At 65.9% G+C, this 19080-nt stretch carries 15 protein-coding genes and 1 riboswitch; of the genes, 9 read left to right on the top strand and 6 right to left on the bottom strand.

The genetic code is table 11. From position 1 onward, the window contains the following. Positions 1-68 precede the first annotated feature (68 nt). Positions 69-2801 carry a preprotein translocase subunit SecA gene (gene secA, locus K4043_RS13700; protein ID WP_123728353.1) on the top strand — a complete coding sequence of 911 codons (2733 nt, stop codon included), beginning with the start codon at positions 69-71 and terminating at the stop codon, positions 2799-2801. 502 nt (positions 2802-3303) lie between these two features. After that, on the top strand, positions 3304-4263 hold the full coding sequence (locus tag K4043_RS13695; RefSeq protein ID WP_265309624.1) for a Nudix family hydrolase: 960 nt from the start codon (positions 3304-3306) through the stop codon (positions 4261-4263). Here K4043_RS13695 and K4043_RS13690 read toward each other — a convergent pair. Both K4043_RS13690 and metF read right to left on the bottom strand, forming a co-directional pair. After that, positions 4253-4819, bottom strand: a complete 567-nt coding sequence (locus tag K4043_RS13690; RefSeq protein ID WP_265309623.1) for a hypothetical protein — start codon at positions 4817-4819, stop codon at positions 4253-4255. The genes K4043_RS13695 and K4043_RS13690 overlap by 11 nt on opposite strands. Positions 4820-4869: 50 nt before the next feature. Then, positions 4870-5697, bottom strand: coding sequence for a methylenetetrahydrofolate reductase [NAD(P)H] (gene metF, locus K4043_RS13685; RefSeq protein ID WP_265309622.1), 828 nt, complete (start codon positions 5695-5697; stop codon positions 4870-4872). 124 nt (positions 5698-5821) lie between these two features. Between metF and K4043_RS13680 the strand changes: the two genes are divergently transcribed. The 5 genes from K4043_RS13680 to K4043_RS13660 all read left to right on the top strand — a co-directional run bounded on the left by K4043_RS13680 (position 5822) and on the right by K4043_RS13660 (position 10193). After that, the gene (locus K4043_RS13680) at positions 5822-6712 is read left to right on the top strand and encodes a TIGR01777 family oxidoreductase (RefSeq protein WP_265309621.1); all 891 of its coding nucleotides are present in this window, start codon (positions 5822-5824) and stop codon (positions 6710-6712) included. Between the two features lie 121 nt (positions 6713-6833). Then, entirely contained in the window at positions 6834-7754 is a 921-nt protein-coding gene (locus tag K4043_RS13675; protein WP_265309620.1) for an alpha/beta hydrolase, read from the top strand. A gap of 20 nt (positions 7755-7774) precedes the next feature. Further along, a complete protein-coding gene (locus tag K4043_RS13670) occupies positions 7775-8845 on the top strand; it encodes a histidine kinase (protein ID WP_265309619.1) in 1071 nt (356 codons plus the stop codon). Further along, on the top strand, positions 8842-9582 hold the full coding sequence (locus tag K4043_RS13665) for a LytTR family DNA-binding domain-containing protein (RefSeq protein ID WP_123728361.1): 741 nt from the start codon (positions 8842-8844) through the stop codon (positions 9580-9582). Before K4043_RS13670 ends, K4043_RS13665 begins: the two co-directional genes overlap by 4 nt. Before the next feature lie 53 nt (positions 9583-9635). Next, the gene (locus tag K4043_RS13660) at positions 9636-10193 is read left to right on the top strand and encodes a DUF3228 family protein (protein WP_123728362.1); all 558 of its coding nucleotides are present in this window, start codon (positions 9636-9638) and stop codon (positions 10191-10193) included. 130 nt (positions 10194-10323) lie between these two features. Here the strand turns inward: K4043_RS13660 and ybaK are convergent, their stop codons facing one another. The 4 genes from ybaK to ahcY form a co-directional block, all read right to left on the bottom strand. After that, complete coding sequence (gene ybaK, locus K4043_RS13655) at positions 10324-10797, bottom strand: Cys-tRNA(Pro) deacylase (protein WP_265309618.1); 474 nt, start codon at positions 10795-10797, stop codon at positions 10324-10326. A 70-nt stretch (positions 10798-10867) separates the two neighbouring features. Then, on the bottom strand, positions 10868-11095 hold the full coding sequence (locus K4043_RS13650) for a hypothetical protein (protein WP_265309617.1): 228 nt from the start codon (positions 11093-11095) through the stop codon (positions 10868-10870). Continuing rightward, positions 11092-11826, bottom strand: a complete 735-nt coding sequence (locus K4043_RS13645; RefSeq protein ID WP_265309616.1) for a hypothetical protein — start codon at positions 11824-11826, stop codon at positions 11092-11094. Before K4043_RS13645 ends, K4043_RS13650 begins: the two co-directional genes overlap by 4 nt. A gap of 69 nt (positions 11827-11895) precedes the next feature. Beyond that, a complete protein-coding gene (ahcY, locus tag K4043_RS13640) occupies positions 11896-13341 on the bottom strand; it encodes an adenosylhomocysteinase (RefSeq protein ID WP_123728366.1) in 1446 nt (481 codons plus the stop codon). A 35-nt stretch (positions 13342-13376) separates the two neighbouring features. Next, positions 13377-13465: riboswitch (S-adenosyl-L-homocysteine riboswitch) on the bottom strand. Positions 13466-13591: 126 nt separating this feature from the next. On the opposite strand from ahcY, the gene K4043_RS13635 reads away from it, so the two are divergent. Both K4043_RS13635 and ppc read left to right on the top strand, forming a co-directional pair. Beyond that, positions 13592-16126 (top strand): prolyl oligopeptidase family serine peptidase, encoded by a 2535-nt coding sequence (locus tag K4043_RS13635; RefSeq protein ID WP_265309615.1) that lies wholly within the window; start codon positions 13592-13594, stop codon positions 16124-16126. 190 nt (positions 16127-16316) lie between these two features. Continuing rightward, positions 16317-19028 (top strand): phosphoenolpyruvate carboxylase, encoded by a 2712-nt coding sequence (ppc, locus tag K4043_RS13630; protein ID WP_265309614.1) that lies wholly within the window; start codon positions 16317-16319, stop codon positions 19026-19028. Positions 19029-19080: the final 52 nt, after the last annotated feature.

Below are 19080 nucleotides of genomic sequence, written 5' to 3'. Positions count from 1 at the left end.
TTTGCGGCGTGCGCATCCCCCGGGGAAAGCGCCGCCGTTGGGGCGTCTCATTCCAACCGGTTCCTTCAATGATCAACAGCCTGCTTACCCGCGTCTTCGGCAGTCGTAATGAACGACAGCTGCGCCAGCTCAACCGCATCGTCGCCAAGGTCAATGCGTTGGAGCCGGAAATCGAAAAGCTCTCCGACGAGCAGCTCAAGGCCAAGACCCCGGAATTCAAGCAGCGCATCGCTGACGGTGAAGCCCTGGACAAGGTGCTGCCGGAAGCCTTCGCGGTCTGCCGTGAAGCCAGCCGCCGCGTGCTCGGCATGCGCCATTACGATGTGCAGCTGATCGGCGGCATGGTCCTGCACCTGGGCAAGATCGCGGAAATGCGCACCGGTGAAGGCAAGACCCTGGTCGCCACGCTGCCGGTCTACCTCAATGCGCTGGAAGGCAAGGGCGTCCACGTGGTCACCGTGAACGACTACCTGGCCCGCCGTGACTCGGCGCAGATGGGCAAGCTCTACAACTGGCTGGGCCTGAGCGTGGGCGTGGTCTATCCGGGCATGCCGCACGGTGACAAGCGCGAGGCCTATGCCAGCGACATCACCTACGGCACCAACAACGAATTCGGCTTCGATTACCTGCGCGACAACATGGCGCTGTCCCGTGCGGACCGCCACCAGCGCGGCCTGCACTACGCGATCGTCGATGAAGTCGACTCGATCCTGATCGATGAAGCCCGTACCCCGCTGATCATTTCCGGCCCGGCTGATGATTCCCCGGAGCTGTACATCCGCGTCAACCGCATCGTCCCGAACCTGATCAAGCAGGAGGCCGAGGAAGGCGAGGGCGATTTCTGGGTCGACGAGAAGGGCAAGCAGGTCCATCTGTCCGAAGCAGGCATGGAGCATGCCGAGGCGCTGCTGGTCGAAGCCGGCATCCTCAATGCCGAGACCGAAGGCCTGTACGCCGCGCAGAACCTGACCGTGGTGCATCACCTCAACGCGGCGCTGCGCGCGCATGCGATCTACCAGCGCGACGTGGATTACATCGTGCGCGACGGTGAAGTGGTGATCGTCGATGAATTCACCGGCCGTACCCTGGCCGGCCGCCGCTGGTCCGATGGTCTGCACCAGGCGGTGGAAGCGAAGGAAGGCGTGCCGGTCCAGCGCGAGAACCAGACGCTGGCCAGCATCACCTTCCAGAACCTGTTCCGCATGTACAAGAAGCTGTCCGGCATGACCGGTACGGCCGATACGGAAGCCTACGAGTTCCAGAGCATCTACAACCTGGAAGTGGTGGTGATCCCGACCAACCGCCCGACCATCCGCAAGGACGGTTCGGACCAGGTCTTCCTCAACCGCAACGGCAAGTTCAACGCGGTGCTGGCCGATATCCAGGCCTGCAACGAGCGCGGCCAGCCGGTGCTGGTGGGTACCACCTCGATCGAGACCTCGGAGATGCTGTCCGAGCATCTGACCAAGGCCGGTGTGCACCACGAAGTGCTCAACGCCAAGCAGCATGACCGCGAAGCGACCATCATCGCCAACGCCGGCATGCCGGGCGCGGTGACCATTGCCACCAACATGGCCGGCCGTGGTACCGACATCGTGCTGGGCGGTTCGCTGGAAGCGCAGCTGCACGAGCTGGGCGAAGAGGCGACGCCGGAACAGCGCGCCCAGGTCAAGGCCGAGTGGCAGGTCCGCCATGATGCGGTCAAGGCGGCCGGTGGCCTGCACATCGTCGGCACCGAGCGCCATGAGTCGCGCCGTATCGATAACCAGCTGCGTGGCCGTTCGGGCCGCCAGGGCGATCCGGGTTCGTCCCGTTTCTACCTGTCGCTGGAAGACAACCTGATGCGCATCTTCGCCTCGGACTGGGTCCAGAAGGCGATGCGCATGATGGGCATGAAGGAAGACGACGTCATCGAGGATCGTCTGGTCAGCCGTCAGATCGAGAAGGCGCAGCGCAAGGTCGAAGCGCACAACTTCGATATCCGCAAGAACCTGCTGGACTTCGACGACGTCAACAACGATCAGCGCAAGGTGATCTACAGCCAGCGCGATGAGCTGCTGGACGCCGAGTCGGTGAAGGACAACGTGGATGGCATCCGTGGCGATGTGATCTTCGACGTGGTGGCGCGTTTCGTGCCGCCGAACTCGATCGACGAGCAGTGGGACCTGCAGGGTCTGGAAGCCACGCTGGCCTCGGACTTCGGCATCGATATGTCGGTGACCGAACTGGTCAAGTCGCACGAGGAGCTGGACGCCGAAGGCATCGCCGAGAAGGTGCAGGCCAAGGTCGACGAGCACTTCGCGGCGAAGGAAGCCGGCGTGGGTGACGAGACCATGCGCGCGCTGGAGAAGCACGTGATGCTGACCGTGCTGGACCAGAGCTGGAAGGAGCATCTGGCGCGCATGGATTACCTGCGCCAGGGCATCTACCTGCGTGGTTATGCGCAGAAGCAGCCGAAGCAGGAATACAAGAAGGAAGCCTTCGAGCTGTTCTCGGAGATGCTGGAGAACGTGAAGCGCGAAGTGGTGACGTTGCTGGCGCGCGTGCGCATCCGCAGCGAAGAAGAAGTGGCTGCGCTGGAGCAGGCCGAGCGCCAGCAGGCGGAGGCCCGTCTGCTGCAGTCGCAGTTCCAGCATCAGGACGCGGGCGGTTACGGTGCGGACGAAGAGGCTGCGCAGGTGGAAGCGGCGCAGAATGGCGTGGCGCAGGTCAGCCGTGATGAGCCGAAGGTCGGCCGCAACGATCCGTGCCCGTGCGGCAGCGGCAAGAAGTACAAGCACTGCCATGGTCAGCTGAGCTGATCGGTTGATCGATTGATTGGCTGTTTGGAAGTGCTGAAAAAGCCCCGCCCTGTGCGGGGCTTTTTTGTGGTTCTCTGCCAACGGCGTGGCGCCTCGAATGTCCATGGCGTGAGGCGACCGGGCAGCCCCGTCCAGGACACGCCGTAAATACCTCCTTGTAGGCTCGACACCCGCATCCATGCGGGTGACGGTCCTTCCCGGAGCAGCCCGGTCGCCTCGTGACAGTGGGTTGCGATAGCGGTGGGCAGATCAAGGGCCGCTTTGCGAACCCACCACATGCGAGCTCCGTAGCGACCGATAGGCCCCTGGGCAAAATCAAGGAGGAGGCCGTCGCCACCAGGCGGCGGCCGGGGGACATTTGCCGAGGGGCCTATCGGTCGCTGCGGGGCCCTCACGCTCGCGGTAGACCTGAGCGAAGACACCACCAGGAAATCCGCACTCCACCTCGACGGTACCCGCAGGGGCATTGCGTCACCCGGCCCGCTTTGGGCATCCTCCGGGTATGTCATCTCCCCTTCGTTCGATCCATGTCGTGGCCGGCGTCATCACCGATGCCCGTGGCCGCATTCTGCTCAACCGTCGTACCGAGAACCGCGATATGGCCGGCCTGTGGGAATTCCCGGGCGGCAAGCGGGAGCCCGGCGAGACCTCCGAGGAGGCGCTGGTGCGGGAGCTGCGCGAAGAGCTGGGGATCGAGGCGGAGATCGGTGAGTGGATCATGGACGTGCCGCAGATCTACCCGGACAAGCGGCTCCGGCTGGAGGTGCGCCGGATACAGAGCTGGAAGGGCTCGCCGCGAGGCCGCGAGGGACAGGCGATCACCTGGGTGGCGCCGGACAAGCTGCACCGGTATTCGATGCCGCCGGCCGATCTGCCGGTGGTGGCGGCACTGCGGCAGCCGGATCGCTACCTGATCACGCCGGAGCCGGAGGGTGAGGAGGACAGCGTCCACCAGGCCTGGTTGGGGCGCCTGGCGCAGGCGCTGGAAAGCGGGGTGCGCCGGGTACAGCTGCGCACGCCGTCCAGCCCGGCACGGGTGGCGCTGGCCGAGCGGGTGATCCAGCAGCACGGGCCGCGCACGCAGTGGCTGGTGAATCGGGATATCGAGCTGGCCGCTCGGTTGGGGGTCGGCGTGCATCTGGGCAGTGAGCAGCTGCTGGGGCTGGATGCGCGGCCGCTGGCCGCCGGTCAGCTGGTCGCGGCGTCCTGCCACGACCTGGCGCAGCTGCAGGCGGCGCAGCGGCTGGGCTGCGATTTCGCGGTGCTGGGGCCGGTGCAGGCGACGGCCAGCCATCCAGGGGCGGCACCGCTCGGCTGGGAGGCGTTCGAGGCGCTGCGCGAGCAGGTGTCGTTGCCGCTGTATGCGCTCGGCGGGATGACCCCCGGTGATATCGAGGAGGCGCGTCGCCACGGGGCGCAGGGCATCGCGGCGATCCGGTCGCTGTGGCCGGCTACAGCGTGATCCAGAAGCAGCCGTACTGACGGCGCAGGCCGAACACGGTCCTGGCCGGGGTGGCGGTGCTGCCGAGGGTCTGTTCGATGCGCAGGCCGACCGGGCGGGGACGCGAGGGCGCCTCCACAGGACCCGCAGCGGCGAGCGCCGGGTCCACCATGACAGGCGCGCTGTCCGGGTAGACCGGCGCGATGTCGATCAGCGGGCGCTGCACCACCGATTCCAGGCGGCCGATGATGTGGTTGGCGGTGGCGTTGGAGACGTTGCTCCAGAGGTAGATCGAGGACAGCCGGTTGACGTCCTGTGCGCTGACCGCGTCGCGGATCTCCCCGGTCAGCTCACTGAGCCGGCGCGCGCAGCCGGCGCGGTAGATGCCGGTGTTGCCGACGCTCGCGGTGCGTGGGGGCATACGGGAGGTCGCACCCAGTGCATCGCAGCGGCGATCGGTGAAGACGGTTTCGCCCTGCGCAGTGGTGCAGCGGTTCACGCGCTGCGGCGCCTGCGCCAGGGCAGGCGGCGAGGGCAGGCACAGCGCACACAGCAGGAGCCACACGAGCGGTTTCATCGCAGCAGCGTAGCGGCGTGGGCGTTATCTGCAAGCGATGCGTGGCGGCTTCAGCCGCGCAGCAGTTTCAGCACCTGGGTGGTCGGCTTGGCCAGGTTGAGGGTGTAGAAGTGCAGGCCCGGCGCGCCGCCGGCGACCAGGCGTTCGCACAGGCTGGCCACCACCTCGGCACCGAACGCGCGGACCGCGTCGGCATCGTCACCGTAGGCCTGCATGCGCTTGCCGATCCAGCGCGGAATCTCGGCACCGCACTGCTCGGAGAAGCGGCGCAGCTGGCTGAAATTGGAGATCGGCATGATGCCCGGCACGATCGGCACGGTGACCCCCAGCTTGCGCACCGCATCGACGAAGTGGAAGTAGGCGTCGGCGTTGAAGAAGTACTGGGTGATCGCCGCATCGGCACCGGCGTCGATCTTGGTCTTGAAGTGCTTCAGGTCCAGCAGCGCGTCGTTGGCCTGCGGGTGGGTCTCCGGATACGCGCCCACTTCGATCCGGAACGCATCGCCGTGCTCGGCGCGGATGAAGCTGATCAGGTCGGAGGCATACCGCAGGTCACCGGGGTGGCCCATGCCCGAGGGCAGGTCACCGCGCAGGGCGACGATGCGGCGGCAACCGATCGCGCGGTACAGCTTGAGCAGTTCGCGGATCTCCTCGCGGCTGCCACCGACGCAGGACAGGTGCGGGGCCGCATCGAAGCCATGGTGCTGCTTGAGGTGACGGACGGTCTCGGAGGTGTAGCTGAGCGTGGAGCCGCCGGCACCGAACGTACACGACACGTACTCCGGCGCGAACACCTTCAGCTTGGCCGCGGTCCGGTCCAGCTGGGCACGCTGCTCGTCGGTCTTGGGTGGATAGAACTCGAAGCTGATGGCGGTCATGGGCGGGGCGCGTCGGCGGGTGTGGCTCAATCATATCTCTTCATCGCGATGAATGTGAAGTGCGTCGCATGCGCCGTGCACATCCCCGGGCTTACAGTGATGGCTACCTCAAGGAGCAACCGCCATGCAGATTCTCGTCACCGGTGGCACCGGCTTCATCGGGCGCAGCCTGTGCACGCGCCTGCTGGCCGAGGGCCATGACCCCATCGTCCTGACCCGGCGGCCCGGCCGGAACCCGCAGCCGGGCGTGCGCAGCGTTGCAGCGCTGGAGGAGTTCGGGCCGGTCCAGGCGGTGGTCAACCTGGCCGGCGAGCCGTTGATGGATGGCCGCTGGACCGATGAACGCAAGCAGGCGTTGCGCGATTCCCGGATCGGCACCACGCAGGCGCTGCTGGCCTGGATGGCCGCGTTGCCTGAACGCCCCCAGGTGCTGGTGTCCGGCTCGGCGATCGGCTGGTACGGCCCGCGCGACAGCGCGCCGTTGGATGAGACGGCCTCCCCGGGGCACGACTTCGCGGCGATGCTGTGCCGGCACTGGGAGGCCGAGGCGCTCAAGGCCGAGGACCTCGGCGTGCGCACCTGCGTGCTGCGGACCGGCATCGTGCTCGAACGTGAGGGCGGCGCACTGCAGAAGATGCTGCCGCCGTTCCGGATGGGGCTCGGCGGGCCGATGGGCGATGGTCGGCAGTGGATGAGCTGGATCCATCGCGAGGACCTGGTCGGGATGATTCTGTGGCTGCTCACTCGCGATCAGGCACGCGGCGCCTACAACGGCACGGCGCCCGGCACGGTTACCAACCGCACCTTCGCCGCCACGCTGGGCGAGGTGCTGCATCGTCCTGCACGGCTGACCACTCCGGCGTTCGCGTTGAAGCTGGGCTTCGGGGAAATGAGCGGGCTGCTGCTGACCGGGCAGAACGTTCAGCCGGCGCACGCATTGGCCGAGGGGTTTGTCTTCCAGTATCCATCGCTGGAAGGGGCCTTGCAGGCCATCGTGGGTGCGCCGGATCGCTGAGGCGCCGATGCTCATCCGCCGCTGCCGACCGCTCATCGCCGGTCTGCGGCCGCTGCTCATGTAATCGCCCCGGCGACGACGCCCTGCGGCAGTCTCCATGCTCACCCAGCAGGAGCCTGCCATGTCGACCGTCCGTCCCCGCCGCATCTACTCCATCGCCCCGTTGGCTGCGCTCGCGCTGACCGCATGGGCCACCTTGGTCAGCCCGGCCCATGCGGCCACCGGGCGCTTCCAGGATCTGCAGGTCGAGGTGATCGGCAGCGGCCGGCCGGTACTGATGATCCCGGGCCTCAACAGCGGTGCCGACGTCTGGCGCGAGACCTGCGCCGCGCTGCAGCCGCAGGTGCAATGCCACCTGATCCAGCTGCCGGGCTTTGCCGGTGCGCCTGCAGTGGCCAGCGAAGATTTTCTGAGCGCGATGCGCGATCGCCTGCTGGCCTACAGCGCCGACCGCAAGCTCGATCATCCGACCGTGATCGGCCACAGCCTCGGTGGTGTGCTGGCGCTGCAGATGGCGATCGCGGCGCCGCAGAAGATCGGGCCACTGGTGATCGTTGATGCCCTGCCGTACTTCGGCGCGGTCCAGAATCCGGCCGCGACGCCGGCCACGCTCAAGCCGATGGCCGAGCAGATGCGGGCCGGCATGCTCGCCGCCGACGCCACGCAGTACGCGGCGCAGACCGACGCCGCGGTTGCCAACATGGCACACGCCCCCGAGCAGGTTGCGACCCTGAAGCAGTGGGGACGCGACAGTGACCGCGCCACCACCGCCAACGCGATGTACGCGATGACGATGACCGACCTGCGCCAGCCGATCGCCGGCATCACGGCCCCGGTGCTGGTGCTGGGCGCGTGGGCGGCCTATCAGCCGTTCGGTGCGACCGAGGCCAGTACGCGGCAGGTATTCGCCACGCAGTACGCCGCGCTGCCCGGTGTGCGGATCGAGATGAGCCGCGCCGGCTACCACTTCCTGATGTGGGATGATCCGCGCTGGCTGCAGACGCAGATCCGGAGCTTCCTTGAGCTGCCTGCAGCGCCCTGATCAAGACCGGCGTGGAGACGATGAGCGAGAAGCGGGCAGCCCGGGATTCCGGTTTCTGGTGGCGCAACAGCGCGGTGTGGTTGGCCTACCTTGGCGTGAGCCTGCTGCTCGGGTTCACCTACGGCGGGCACTGGTCCGGCATCGTCCTGATCTCTGCGATGGTGTCGCTCTCCCTGTGGGTGGGCAGCGCGTTCATCCGCGGCTATGCGCTGCGGCATGACTGGTTGCAGCGCGATCTGCTGGGATTGACGTGGCGGCTGCTGCTCGCGGTGGTGATCGTGGCGGCGGCCGCCCAGGTGCTCACCGCTGCCGCGCTGTTGCCCGCGTTGGCCTGGGACTGGGTGCAGCTGCCGGGACAGCGTGCGAACTATCGCCCTGCCGCTGTCTTCGGCTACTGGTTCAATACCGCCATCGTGCTGAGCGTGTGGTGCGCGCTGTGGACCGGCCGCCGCGCGCTGCAGCGTGCCCGGCACAGCGAGATGGCGCAGCTGCGCGCCGAAGCGCAGCGCGCGACGCTGGAGCACCAGGCACTGCGTGCGCGGCTCAATCCCCACTTCGTGTTCAATGCGCTCAATAACCTGCGTGCGCTGATCAATGAAGACCCGGCGCGTGCACGCGACATGGTCACCCATCTGTCCAGCACGCTGCGCCACGCCCTGGTGCATATCGACGGGGACTGGGTCACCCTGGCCGAGGAGTGGCGCGTGGTACAGGACTACCTGGCGGTGGAAGCGATCCACTACGAAGACCGCCTGCGGGTGCACACCGACATCGATCCGGTCGCGCTGTCCGCGCGGCTGCCGCCGATGGCGCTGCAGCTGCTGGTGGAGAACGCGATCAAGCATGGCATCGCGGTGCACCCCGGCGGCGGTGAGCTGACGATCCGCGTGTGCCTCGATGGTGGCTGGCTGCGGGTGGAGGTGGACAATCCCGCCGCGCACGACGCCAGCAGCGAAGGCCATGGCATCGGGCTGGCCTATCTGAGGGCGCAATTGGGCATCGACACGCCGCCCTCTTCATCCAGCCGGGGCACGTTCCGGCTGGAGCGACAGGGCGAGCGCATGCTGGCCCGCCTGGAGGTGCAGCAATGAGTGCTTCACTACGCGTGTTGATCGTGGACGATGCGCGGCTGGCGCGCAGTGAGCTGCGCACCCTGCTGGCAGCGATCCCGTGGGTGGCGTGTGTCGGCGAGGCCGACGACGTGCCCGCGGCACGCGAGGCGATCCTGCGCGAGCAGCCCGATCTGGTGTTGCTCGATGTGCAGATGCCCTCGGGCGAGGGCTTCGATGTCCTCGAGGGACTGGAGACGGTGCCGATGGTGGTGTTCGTCACCGCCTACGATCAATACGCGGTCCGCGCCTTTGAAACCAACGCGCTCGACTACCTGGTCAAGCCGGTGGAGGCAGGCCGCCTGCAGGCGGCGCTGGAACGCGGTCGGGAGCGTCTCTCGGCACCGGCCGCCCCCACTGCGGCGGACAGCGTGCGCGATGCGCTGGGCGCCGACGATCAGGTGTTCCTGCGCGATGGCGAGCGCTGCTGGTTCGTGGCGCTCGGGGAAATCCGCAAGGTCGTGGTCGACGGCAACTACGCGCGGCTGTGGTTCCGCGACCAGAACGCGGTGCTGGCACGCAGCCTCAGCACGCTGGAGGCACGGCTGTCGCCAGCGCTGTTCTTCCGCGCCAACCGCAATACGCTGGTCAATCTGCGCCGCGTACGTGCGATCGAGCCGTCCCTCGGCGATGGCTACGACCTGACCCTGGATGATGGCAGCCAGGTGGAGGTCTCGCGGCGGCAGGCCCGCGAGCTGCGTGAGCGGCTGGCGCTGTAGGGGCGCGCCGCACACGTTACCCTGTGCGGGATCTCCGCCGCCTGACTGTGCCCATGTCCATCGTCCTCACCGCGTTCGCCCGGCCCCGCCTGTTCCCGCGCGTGCCGCGCGGCAACACCATTCAGGACTGCAGCGCCGAGCAGTTCGAACAGCACCTCAATACGCACGCGCCGTTCAAGGTGCTCGATGGCTACGCGCCCTTCTGCAAACTGCATGTGTACGAAAACTGGACCTCCACGCGCTGCCTGACCGTGCCGATCACCGAGGCCAACCGTCACCAGCTGCGCAGTGGTTATGAAGCGCGCAACCGCGAGGAGCTGCCGGTGCTGGTGCGCTGGTTCGAAGGGGTCGAATCGCCGCGCGCGAACTACCTGGTGGTGATCCTGTACAGCGCCGAGCAGTTGGCCAAAGAGGGCTCACCCATCGATGCGGAGTGGGGCATCGTCGGCTGCATCTACACCGCCGAACCGGAGGAAGTGCCGATGGCCCCGATCACCATGATGCGCAATGCGCTGGGCGTGGAAGAGGGTGGCTCGGGCGTGCCGCTGGATCGCGAGGCGTATCAGCGCGCCGTGACGTTCTGGGACAGCAACGCCAACTGGCGGCCCTGAGGCGCTGGAGCCGCAGCGATGGCACGTTGATCGAAGACGACGGGTAGTGCCGGCCGCTGGCCGGCTCCTCAGTCTGTCTGACGCATGAGGCAAGCGTCACGGGGAGCCGGCCAGCGGCCGGCACTACCGGTCAACGTGCTTTCCCGATGCTCGCGTAGCTGCCGCCAGTAAGCTGCAGCAGATCGGCCGGTGCCAGCGCCACCTCCAGTCCACGCCGCCCGGCGCTGACGTGCAGCACGGGCAGCGCCCGTGCGCTGGCATCGAGGAAGGTGCGGTGCTTCTTCTTTTGCCCCAATGGGCTGATGCCGCCGACCAGGTAACCGGTCGCGCGCTGCGCCACCTCGGCGTTGGCCATTTCGCACTTCCGGCAGCCGGCCGCGGTCGCGAGTGCCTTGAGGTCCAGGGTGCCGCTCACCGGCACGATGGCCACCAGCAGGTCGTGTTTCTCGGTGCTGGCCAGAAGCGTCTTGAACACCTGCGCCGGGTCCAGCCCTAACTGCTGCGCCGCCTCGCCACCGTAGGACTCGGCGCCCGCATCGTGGTGATAGGACAGCACGGTGTGCGCGATGCCTGATTTCTTCAGCAGGTTGATGGCGGGCGTCATGGGCACATCATAGGCTACACCATATCGTGCTGCCTTGCGCCTTGCTCAAGGAGAAATCCGGATTCTCCAATCACTTCTCGATCTTGATGTCGCTCAAATTCTCAAAGTACCGGCTGTGAGTTCGCAGTAAATCGTTTTTATCTCTTGCTTCGAGCAGGACCACTTCATCGCCGTTGCTCTTGCTGAGCAATCTGATCTCCATGGCAAGTTTCGCCTCCGATGCGAGGTCTCGCTCCTTAAATTCACTGATTTCTACTATTTTGCCTGCATTTCTTTCATAGTGAATTAAGTAGATCATTGATCAATCTCGTCAATCTTGCGAAATGTACTTCTAAGTTTGTACATGCCAAACTTAATTCTTTCCTCGACGTCCCGCTTTTGGTTCTTTAGAGATCTCCAGACTTGTGGGGGCGCAGATTTCTTCGCCAGCTGGAGCCGGGCATGGATTTCGACATTTTCCGTTTTAAGATCGTCCATCATTGCACATTGTGCAGACAAGGCTACCAAGTGAGCCAAGACGCGCTCATCGCCCTTCCCATACTTGATCTGTTGTCCATACTTGTCAGCTAGCTTCTCAGAAATGCTGGCCCAGAAGTGTTGGATTTGTGTCCGGACTTGGACTTCAACAGTCTTTCCGCCCTGTTCAACTAGCATATGAATTGCGCGATATCCATGCATGGGCGCGTCGCGCTTATCATCGATCTCTATATGTTCAAACCACTGTTTTGCGTTTGTTACAACTAAGTCTTGTTCTGCGATTGTCGCGGAAATTACACGGCAGCCTGCAATGTCTTGGACTTGGGAGAGTCGGGATTTAATCCTTTTTAATTTCTCAATAATCGAAATTGTCGACTTAGCTGGGCGGCCGGTAACGTTCAGTCTCAGCTTTTCGGTAAGAATCCTATCCACATAAGAATACGCAGGTGTGAACTCGGATCGGTAGGCCTCAAGTTTTGTAAGCACTGTGGCGTCGATTGTGTTCTCTTTCAGTGACTTACCAATGCGATCAACTTCACTTTTGCTTAGCAATGAGCTCTCCTTGCGTTTAACTTCCTTAAAAAAGAAGGCGCCCGAAGGCGCCTTCTCTGCTTCGGCCGATCAGTAGCGGTAATGCTCCGGCTTGAACGGACCTTCCACCGGCACGCCGATGTAATCGGCCTGTTCCTGGCTCAGGGTGGTCAGCTTCACGCCGATCTTTTCCAGATGCAGGCGCGCCACTTCTTCGTCCAGCTTCTTCGGCAGCAGGTACACCTTCTTCTCGTAGCTGTCCTTGTTCGCCCACAGGTCGATCTGTGCGAGCGTCTGGTTGGCGAACGAGTTGGACATCACGAAGCTCGGGTGGCCGGTGGCGCAGCCCAGGTTGACCAGACGGCCGTCGGCCAGCAGGAAGATCGCATTGCCGTTGTCGAAGATGTACTTGTCGACCTGCGGCTTGATGTTGATCTTCTGCACGCCGGCCAGCGCGTTCAGCGCATCGACCTGGATCTCGTTGTCGAAGTGGCCGATGTTGCAGACGATGGCCTGGTCCTTCATCGCGCTCAGGTGCTCGATGCGGATGATGTCCTTGTTGCCGGTGGTGGTGACGTAGATGTCGCCACGGCCCAGGGTGGATTCGATGGTGTTGACCTCGAAGCCTTCCATCGCCGCCTGCAGGGCGCAGATCGGATCGATCTCGGTGACCACGACGCGTGCGCCGTAGGCACGCAGCGAAGCGGCGCAGCCCTTGCCCACGTCACCGTAGCCGCAGACCACGGCAACCTTGCCGGCCAGCATCACGTCCATCGCGCGCTTGAGACCATCGGCCAGCGACTCGCGGCAGCCGTACAGGTTGTCGAACTTGCTCTTGGTGACCGAGTCGTTGACGTTGATCGCCGGGATCAGCAGGGTGCCGGCCTGGGCCAGCTGGTACAGGCGGTGCACGCCGGTGGTGGTCTCTTCGGAGACGCCCTTCCAGTCCTTGACCACGCGGGCCCAGTAACCCGGACGCTCCTTGGCCACGCGCTTGAGCAGGTTCTTGATGACCTGCTCTTCGTGCGAGGCGGCCTTTTCATCGACCCAGGTGCTGCCGTTTTCGAGCTCATAGCCCTTGTGGATCAGCAGGGTCACATCGCCGCCGTCGTCCACCACCAGCTCCGGGCCGGTCAGGGTGCCGTCGGGCAGGGTGAAGGTCAGCGCGTCCAGGGTGCAGTCCCAGTACTCTTCCAGGGTTTCACCCTTCCAGGCGAACACCGGGGTGCCCGATGCGGCGATCGCCGCGGCGGCATGGTCCTGGGTCGAGAAGATGTTGCACGAGGCCCAGCGCACGTCGGCGCCGATGTCCTTCAGGGTCTCGATCAGCACCGCGGTCTGGATGGTCATGTGCAGCGAGCCGGTCACGCGCACGCCCTTCAGCGGCAGGGTGGCGGCGTGCTTGCGACGGATCGACATCAGGCCCGGCATTTCATGCTCGGCGATGTCCAGCTCCTTGCGGCCCCAATCGGCCAGGGAGATGTCGGCAATCTTGTAATCGCCTTCGGTGGAGAAGGTCTTGGCAACAGCGTTCATTCAAAGCTCCGGTGTAATGACGAGTCGATACTCGTGTTCGCCGGGCGCCGTTGGAACCAATCCTGGCCACCGAGCCTGGCCGCCCCCGGACAAGTCCGGCACGGTCGCAGCGCCCCTCGGTGGAGGGTCACCCATTATATCGCGGCCGGTTGCATTGGCATGAATCGGTCCCTGCCCCCAACCATCGGCAGGGGGGCGATCGGCGCGCGGCTGTTAAGGTCGGGGGTTCGTATCAGTACAGGCACAGAACATGACACGCACCCCCGGTCGACGCGCTCCACAGTGGCGCCATACCTTGATCCTCGGCCTGGCCCTGCTGGCGGTGCCGCCATTGGCGCTGGCCGCCACCCCGGCCGCGAAGACCACTGCGCCGACCGCAGCCGCCGCCAAGGGCGATCAGGGCGGCTACCAGCTGCCGTCGCCGGCCCTGCAGGCCGTGGTCGATGCGCCGCGTGCCCCGACCCTGAGCCTGTCCCCGCGCCGTGATCTGGCCGCGCTGCTGCAGATGCCGCCGCTGCCGTCGATCAACGACGTCGCCCAGCCGGAACTGAAGCTGGCCGGCCTGCGCATCAACCCGGCCACGCATTCGGCCAGCCGCTTCAGCTTCGCCGACAAGCTGTGGCTGATGAGCGTCGCCGATGGCAAGGAGCGCCAGATCAGCGGGCTGCCGCAGCCGTTGTCGATCGCCACCTTTGCCTGGTCGCCGGACCAGAAGTACATCGCCTTCAACCAGGTGCACGCGGCCACCCACACCAATGAACTGTGGATCGTTGATGTCGACGCCGGTTCGGCGCGCCGCCTGGTCGGTGATCTGAACACGGTGATGGGCGATGGCTACAGCTGGCAGCCCGACAGCCGGGGGCTGCTGGTGATGCAGCAGCTCAAGGGCCAGGGCGCGGCACCGGCCGCCGGCGGTATTCCGACCGGCCCGGCGATCCAGCAGACCGAGGCCGACGCCGGCGTCCGCACGATCCGTACCTACCAGGACATGCTCAAGAACGAGGCCGATGCCCGCCTCTTCGACTACTACGCCAGCGCGCAGCCGGCCAAGGTCGCCCTCAACGGCGTGACCACGCCGCTGTCCACCGGCGGGGTGTACTGGGATGTCACGCTCTCCCCGGATGGCCGTTACCTGCTGAGCGAGCGGGTGGTGCGTCCTTACTCCTATCTGGTGCCGGCCAGCGCGTTCGCGCGTCGCATCGAAGTGCTGTCCGCGGTGGATGGCAAGCTCGAACACACCGTCGCCGACCTGCCATTGAAGGAAGGCCTGCCGACCGGCAACGATGCGGTGGCCACCGGCGTGCGCCGGATCGACTGGCGCGCCGATGCCCCGGCGACCCTGGTCTGGGCCGAAGCGCAGGACGGCGGCGACCCGAACCGCGAGGCCAAGGTGCGCGATGCGGTGCTGATGCAGGCGGCGCCCTTCGATAAGCCGCCGGTGACGCTGGCGCAGCTGGGCAGCCGTTATGCGGGCATCCAGTGGGGGCGCGGCGATCTGGCGCTGCTCAACGAGTCGTGGTGGAAGAACCGCGAGGTCAAGCAGTGGCGGATCGCGCCGGACCAGCCGGAGAAGGCGGCCGAGCTGTTGTCGGCGCGCTCCTCTCAGGACCGTTACAACGACCCGGGCCGCCCGGGCCTGGTGCGCGACGTCAACGGTCGCTCGCGCCTGCAGGTCAGTGCCGACGGCCGCAGCATCTTCCTGTACGGACTGGGCGCCTCGCCGGAAGGCGACCGTCCGTTCGTGGACCGCTTCGATCTGGACAGCAAGCAGACCACCCGCCTGTTCCACTCGCAGGCGCCGTCCTACGCCGCGCCGGTGGCGCTGCTCGACCAGGAAGGCATCTCGCTGCTGCTGACCCGTGAATCGCCCGACGAGCCGGCCAACTTCTACGTGCAGTCGCTGGCCGATGCCACCGCGGCACCGAAGGCGTTGACCCACTTCCAGCACCCGCTGCCGCAGCTGCGTGGGGTGAGCAAGGAGCAGATCCGCTACAAGCGCAACGATGGCGTCGACCTGACCGCCACGCTGATGCTGCCGCCGGGCTACAACGCTAAGAAGGACGGTCCGTTGCCGCTGTTGATGTGGGCCTACCCGGGCGAGTTCAAGACCGCCGAAGCCGCCAGCCAGGTCACCGATTCCCCGTACCGCTTCAACGCGATCAGCTACTGGGGTCCGCAGGCGTTCCTGGCCAAGGGCTACGCGGTGCTGGTCAGCCCTTCGATGCCGATCATCGGCGAGGGCGACAAGGAGCCGAACGACACCTACCTGCCGCAGCTGATCGCCAATGCCGAGGCGGCCGTGAATGAAGTGGTGCGGCGTGGCGTGACCGACCGTGAGCACATCGCGATCGGCGGCCACTCCTACGGTGCGTTCATGACCGCCAACCTGCTCGCGCATACCCGCCTGTTCAAGGCCGGCATCGCGCGCAGCGGTGCGTACAACCGCACGCTGACCCCGTTCGGCTTCCAGGCCGAAGAGCGCAACTACTGGCAGGCGCAGGACGTCTACCAGAAGATGTCGCCGTTCAACTACGCCGACAAGATCAAGGACCCGATCCTCTTCATCCACGGCGTGGACGACAACAACTCCGGCACGTTCCCGATCCAGAGCGAGCGCATGTTCGCCGCAGTGAAGGGGCTGGGCGGTACCTCGCGCCTGGTGATGCTGCCCAACGAATCGCACGCCTACCGTGCACGCGAATCGATCATGACCATGCTGGCCGAGAGCGAGCGCTGGCTGGAGCAGACCGTAGGCGAGGGGAAGCCCGTCAAGAAGAAGCGCTGAGCTGGCAGGTGCCGGCCACTGGCGGTACCTGACAACACCCGGTAGGTACCGGCCGTTGGCCGGTACGGAACAATCGGTAATGCCGGCCCCTTGCCGGCATTACCAGATGTAACTATTTGCGCGACGCAGCAACGACGCGATTGTGGGTTAGGCTTGAGCGGATTCCGTTCCCGAGGCCAGTGCGTCGCAGATGAACGAGTACCGTAGCAGCATCGTTTTTGCCACTCCCGATATTCCCCTGCGTGACGATGTACGCCGACTCGGCGCACTGGTCGGCGACCTGCTCGCCGAGCAGGTGTCCACGCAGTTTTTCGATGATGTGGAACAGGTGCGTACGCGCGCCATCGCCCGCCGCGAAAGCGACGCCCCGCTGTCCGATCTCAACGACGTCCTGACCGGCCTGCCGCCGGCGCGCGCCGAAGCGATGGTGCGTGCTTTCAGCACCTACTTCCAGGTGGTGAACATCGCCGAGCGCGTGCACCGTATCCGCCGTCGCCGTGACTACCAGCGTGCCGGTACGGCCACGCCGCAGCCGGATGGCCTGCAGGATGCACTGGTCAATCTCAAAGCGCAGGGCGTGACCCTGGCCGAGCTGGCGCAGTGGCTGCCGCGCATCGATATCGAGCCGGTGTTCACCGCGCATCCGACCGAAGCCGTCCGCCGCGCGCTGTTGGAAAAAGAGCAGTTGATGGTCGCCAGCCTGGTCGACAACCTCGACGGCCAGCGCACGCCGGGTGAAGCCGCCGCCGACGCTGCACGTTTCCGCATGGCCCTGACGGCGTCGTGGCAGACCACCGATTCCTCGCCCGTGCGCCCGACCGTGGACGACGAGCGGGAGCATGTCGGCTTCTATCTGGTGCAGGTGCTGTACCGGGTGATTCCGGTGCTGTACGAATCGCTGCAGCAGGCGCTGCTGGATACCTACGGCGAGGAACTGCCGCTGCCGCGCCTGCTGCGCTTCGGCACGTGGGTGGGCGGCGACATGGATGGCAATCCGAACGTGGACGCCGGCACCATCCGCAACACGCTCGATGCGCAGCGCCAGGCCGTACTCGGGCGCTACCAGAAAGACCTGCTGCAGCTGGCCAGCCTGCTCAGCCAGTCCACCGAGCGGGTGGCGGTCAGCGATGCGCTGCAGGCACGTGTGGAGCAGTACAAGGTACTGCTGCCCAAGGTCACCTCGCGGCCACGACATGCCGACATGCCGTACCGCCTGCTCAACGACCGCATGCGCGCACGCGTGCAGGCGACGATGGACGATGCGGAAGGTGCTTACGCGTCGCCGCAGGAACTCACCGACGACATCGAGCTGATCCTGCGCAGCCTGCACGACAACAAGGGCGACCACGCCGGCGGCTTCGCGGTGCGTCGCCTGCTGTGGCGGGTGCGTACCTTTGGCTTCCATCTGGCGAGGTTGGATGTGCGTCAGGAATCGAGCGTGCACGGCCGGGCGTTGGCCAGCGTGCTGGATGGACAGGACGCCTGGGACGGCGCCGATGCGGTCACCCGCGCCGCGCGCCTGGCCCCGTTCGCCAGTGGCGAGCAGGCGCTGCCGGCGAGCAACGAAGCAGGCGGTGAGCGCCTGGACGCGGTGTTCGCGGCGCTGGCCGATGCACGCCACCGGCACGGTGCCGACGCGCTGGGCAGTTACATCATTTCAATGGCGCACGACCGCAGCGATGTGCTCGCCGTACTCGCGCTGGCGCGTCGCGGCGGCCTGGTGGATGACGCCGGCGCGGTGCCGCTGGACATCGCGCCGTTGTTCGAAACCGTGGATGACCTCAAGCGCGGTACCGACACCCTGCGCGATCTGCTGGCCGACCCGGTCTACCGTACGCACCTGGCGTCGCGCGGTGATGTGCAGATGGTGATGCTCGGCTATTCGGACAGTGGCAAGGACGGCGGTATCGCGGCCTCGCGCTGGGGCCTGCAGCGCGCCCAGGTGGAACTGCTGGACGTCGCTGCCGAGAACGACATCCGGCTGACCTTCTTCCACGGCCGTGGCGGCTCGATCAGCCGCGGGGGCGGCAAGACCACCCACGCGGTGGATGCCTCGCCGCGCGGCAGCATCGACGGCCGTCTGCGTGTGACCGAGCAGGGCGAAGTGATCCATCGCAAGTACGGCATCCGTGCACTGGCGCTGCGCTCGCTGGAGCAGTCCACCGGTGCGGTGCTGCGCTCCAGCCTGCGCCCGCGCGCAGCGGAACCGCGCGAGGAACAGTGGCGCCCGGTGATGGACCTGATCGCGCAGAAGAGTGCGGAGGCGTACCGCGCCTTTGTCGGCCAGAAAGACTTCATGCAGTACTTCCGCCTGGCCACGCCGATCGACGTGATCGAGCGGATGACCTTGGGTTCACGCCCGTCGCGCCGGCTGGGCGAGGATGCCGCACTGACCAACCTGCGTGCGATTCCGTGGGTGTTCGCCTGGAGCCAGGCGCGTGCCGTGATTCCGGGCTGGTATGGCGTCGGCAGTGGCCTGCAGGCGGCGATCGACGCCGGTCACGAAGGCCTCCTGAAAGAGATGGCGCGCGACTGGCCGTTCTTCAGCACGTTCCTGGACGACATCGCCATGGTGCTGTCCAAGGGCGACCTGACCATCGCCGAACAGTTTTCGCAGCTGTCCGGTGCGTTGCATGGCCGCTTCTTCCCGCAGATCCAGGGCGAGCTTGAGCTCACCTCACAGTGGATCCTGGCCCTTACCGGGCAGGACGCACTGCTGCAGCACGACCAGCGCCTGGCGCTGTCGATCCGCCTGCGCAATCCCTACATCGATCCGATCAGCGTGCTGCAGGTGGACCTGCTGCGCCGCTGGCGGGAGAGCGGGGGCGAAGACGACGATGTGCTGCGCGCGCTGGTGGCGTGCGTGAACGGTGTTGCGCAGGGCGTGCAGAACACCGGATAGGCCATACCGGGTAGTGGCGGGTAGGCCACCATGACGGGTAGTGCCGGCCGCT

The organism is Stenotrophomonas sp. SRS1 (assembly GCF_026130205.1).
GTDB lineage: Bacteria > Pseudomonadota > Gammaproteobacteria > Xanthomonadales > Xanthomonadaceae > Stenotrophomonas > Stenotrophomonas rhizophila_B.
The sequence above is the reverse complement of the archived record's forward strand: the minus strand, read 5'-3'. Positions and strand labels throughout refer to the sequence as shown.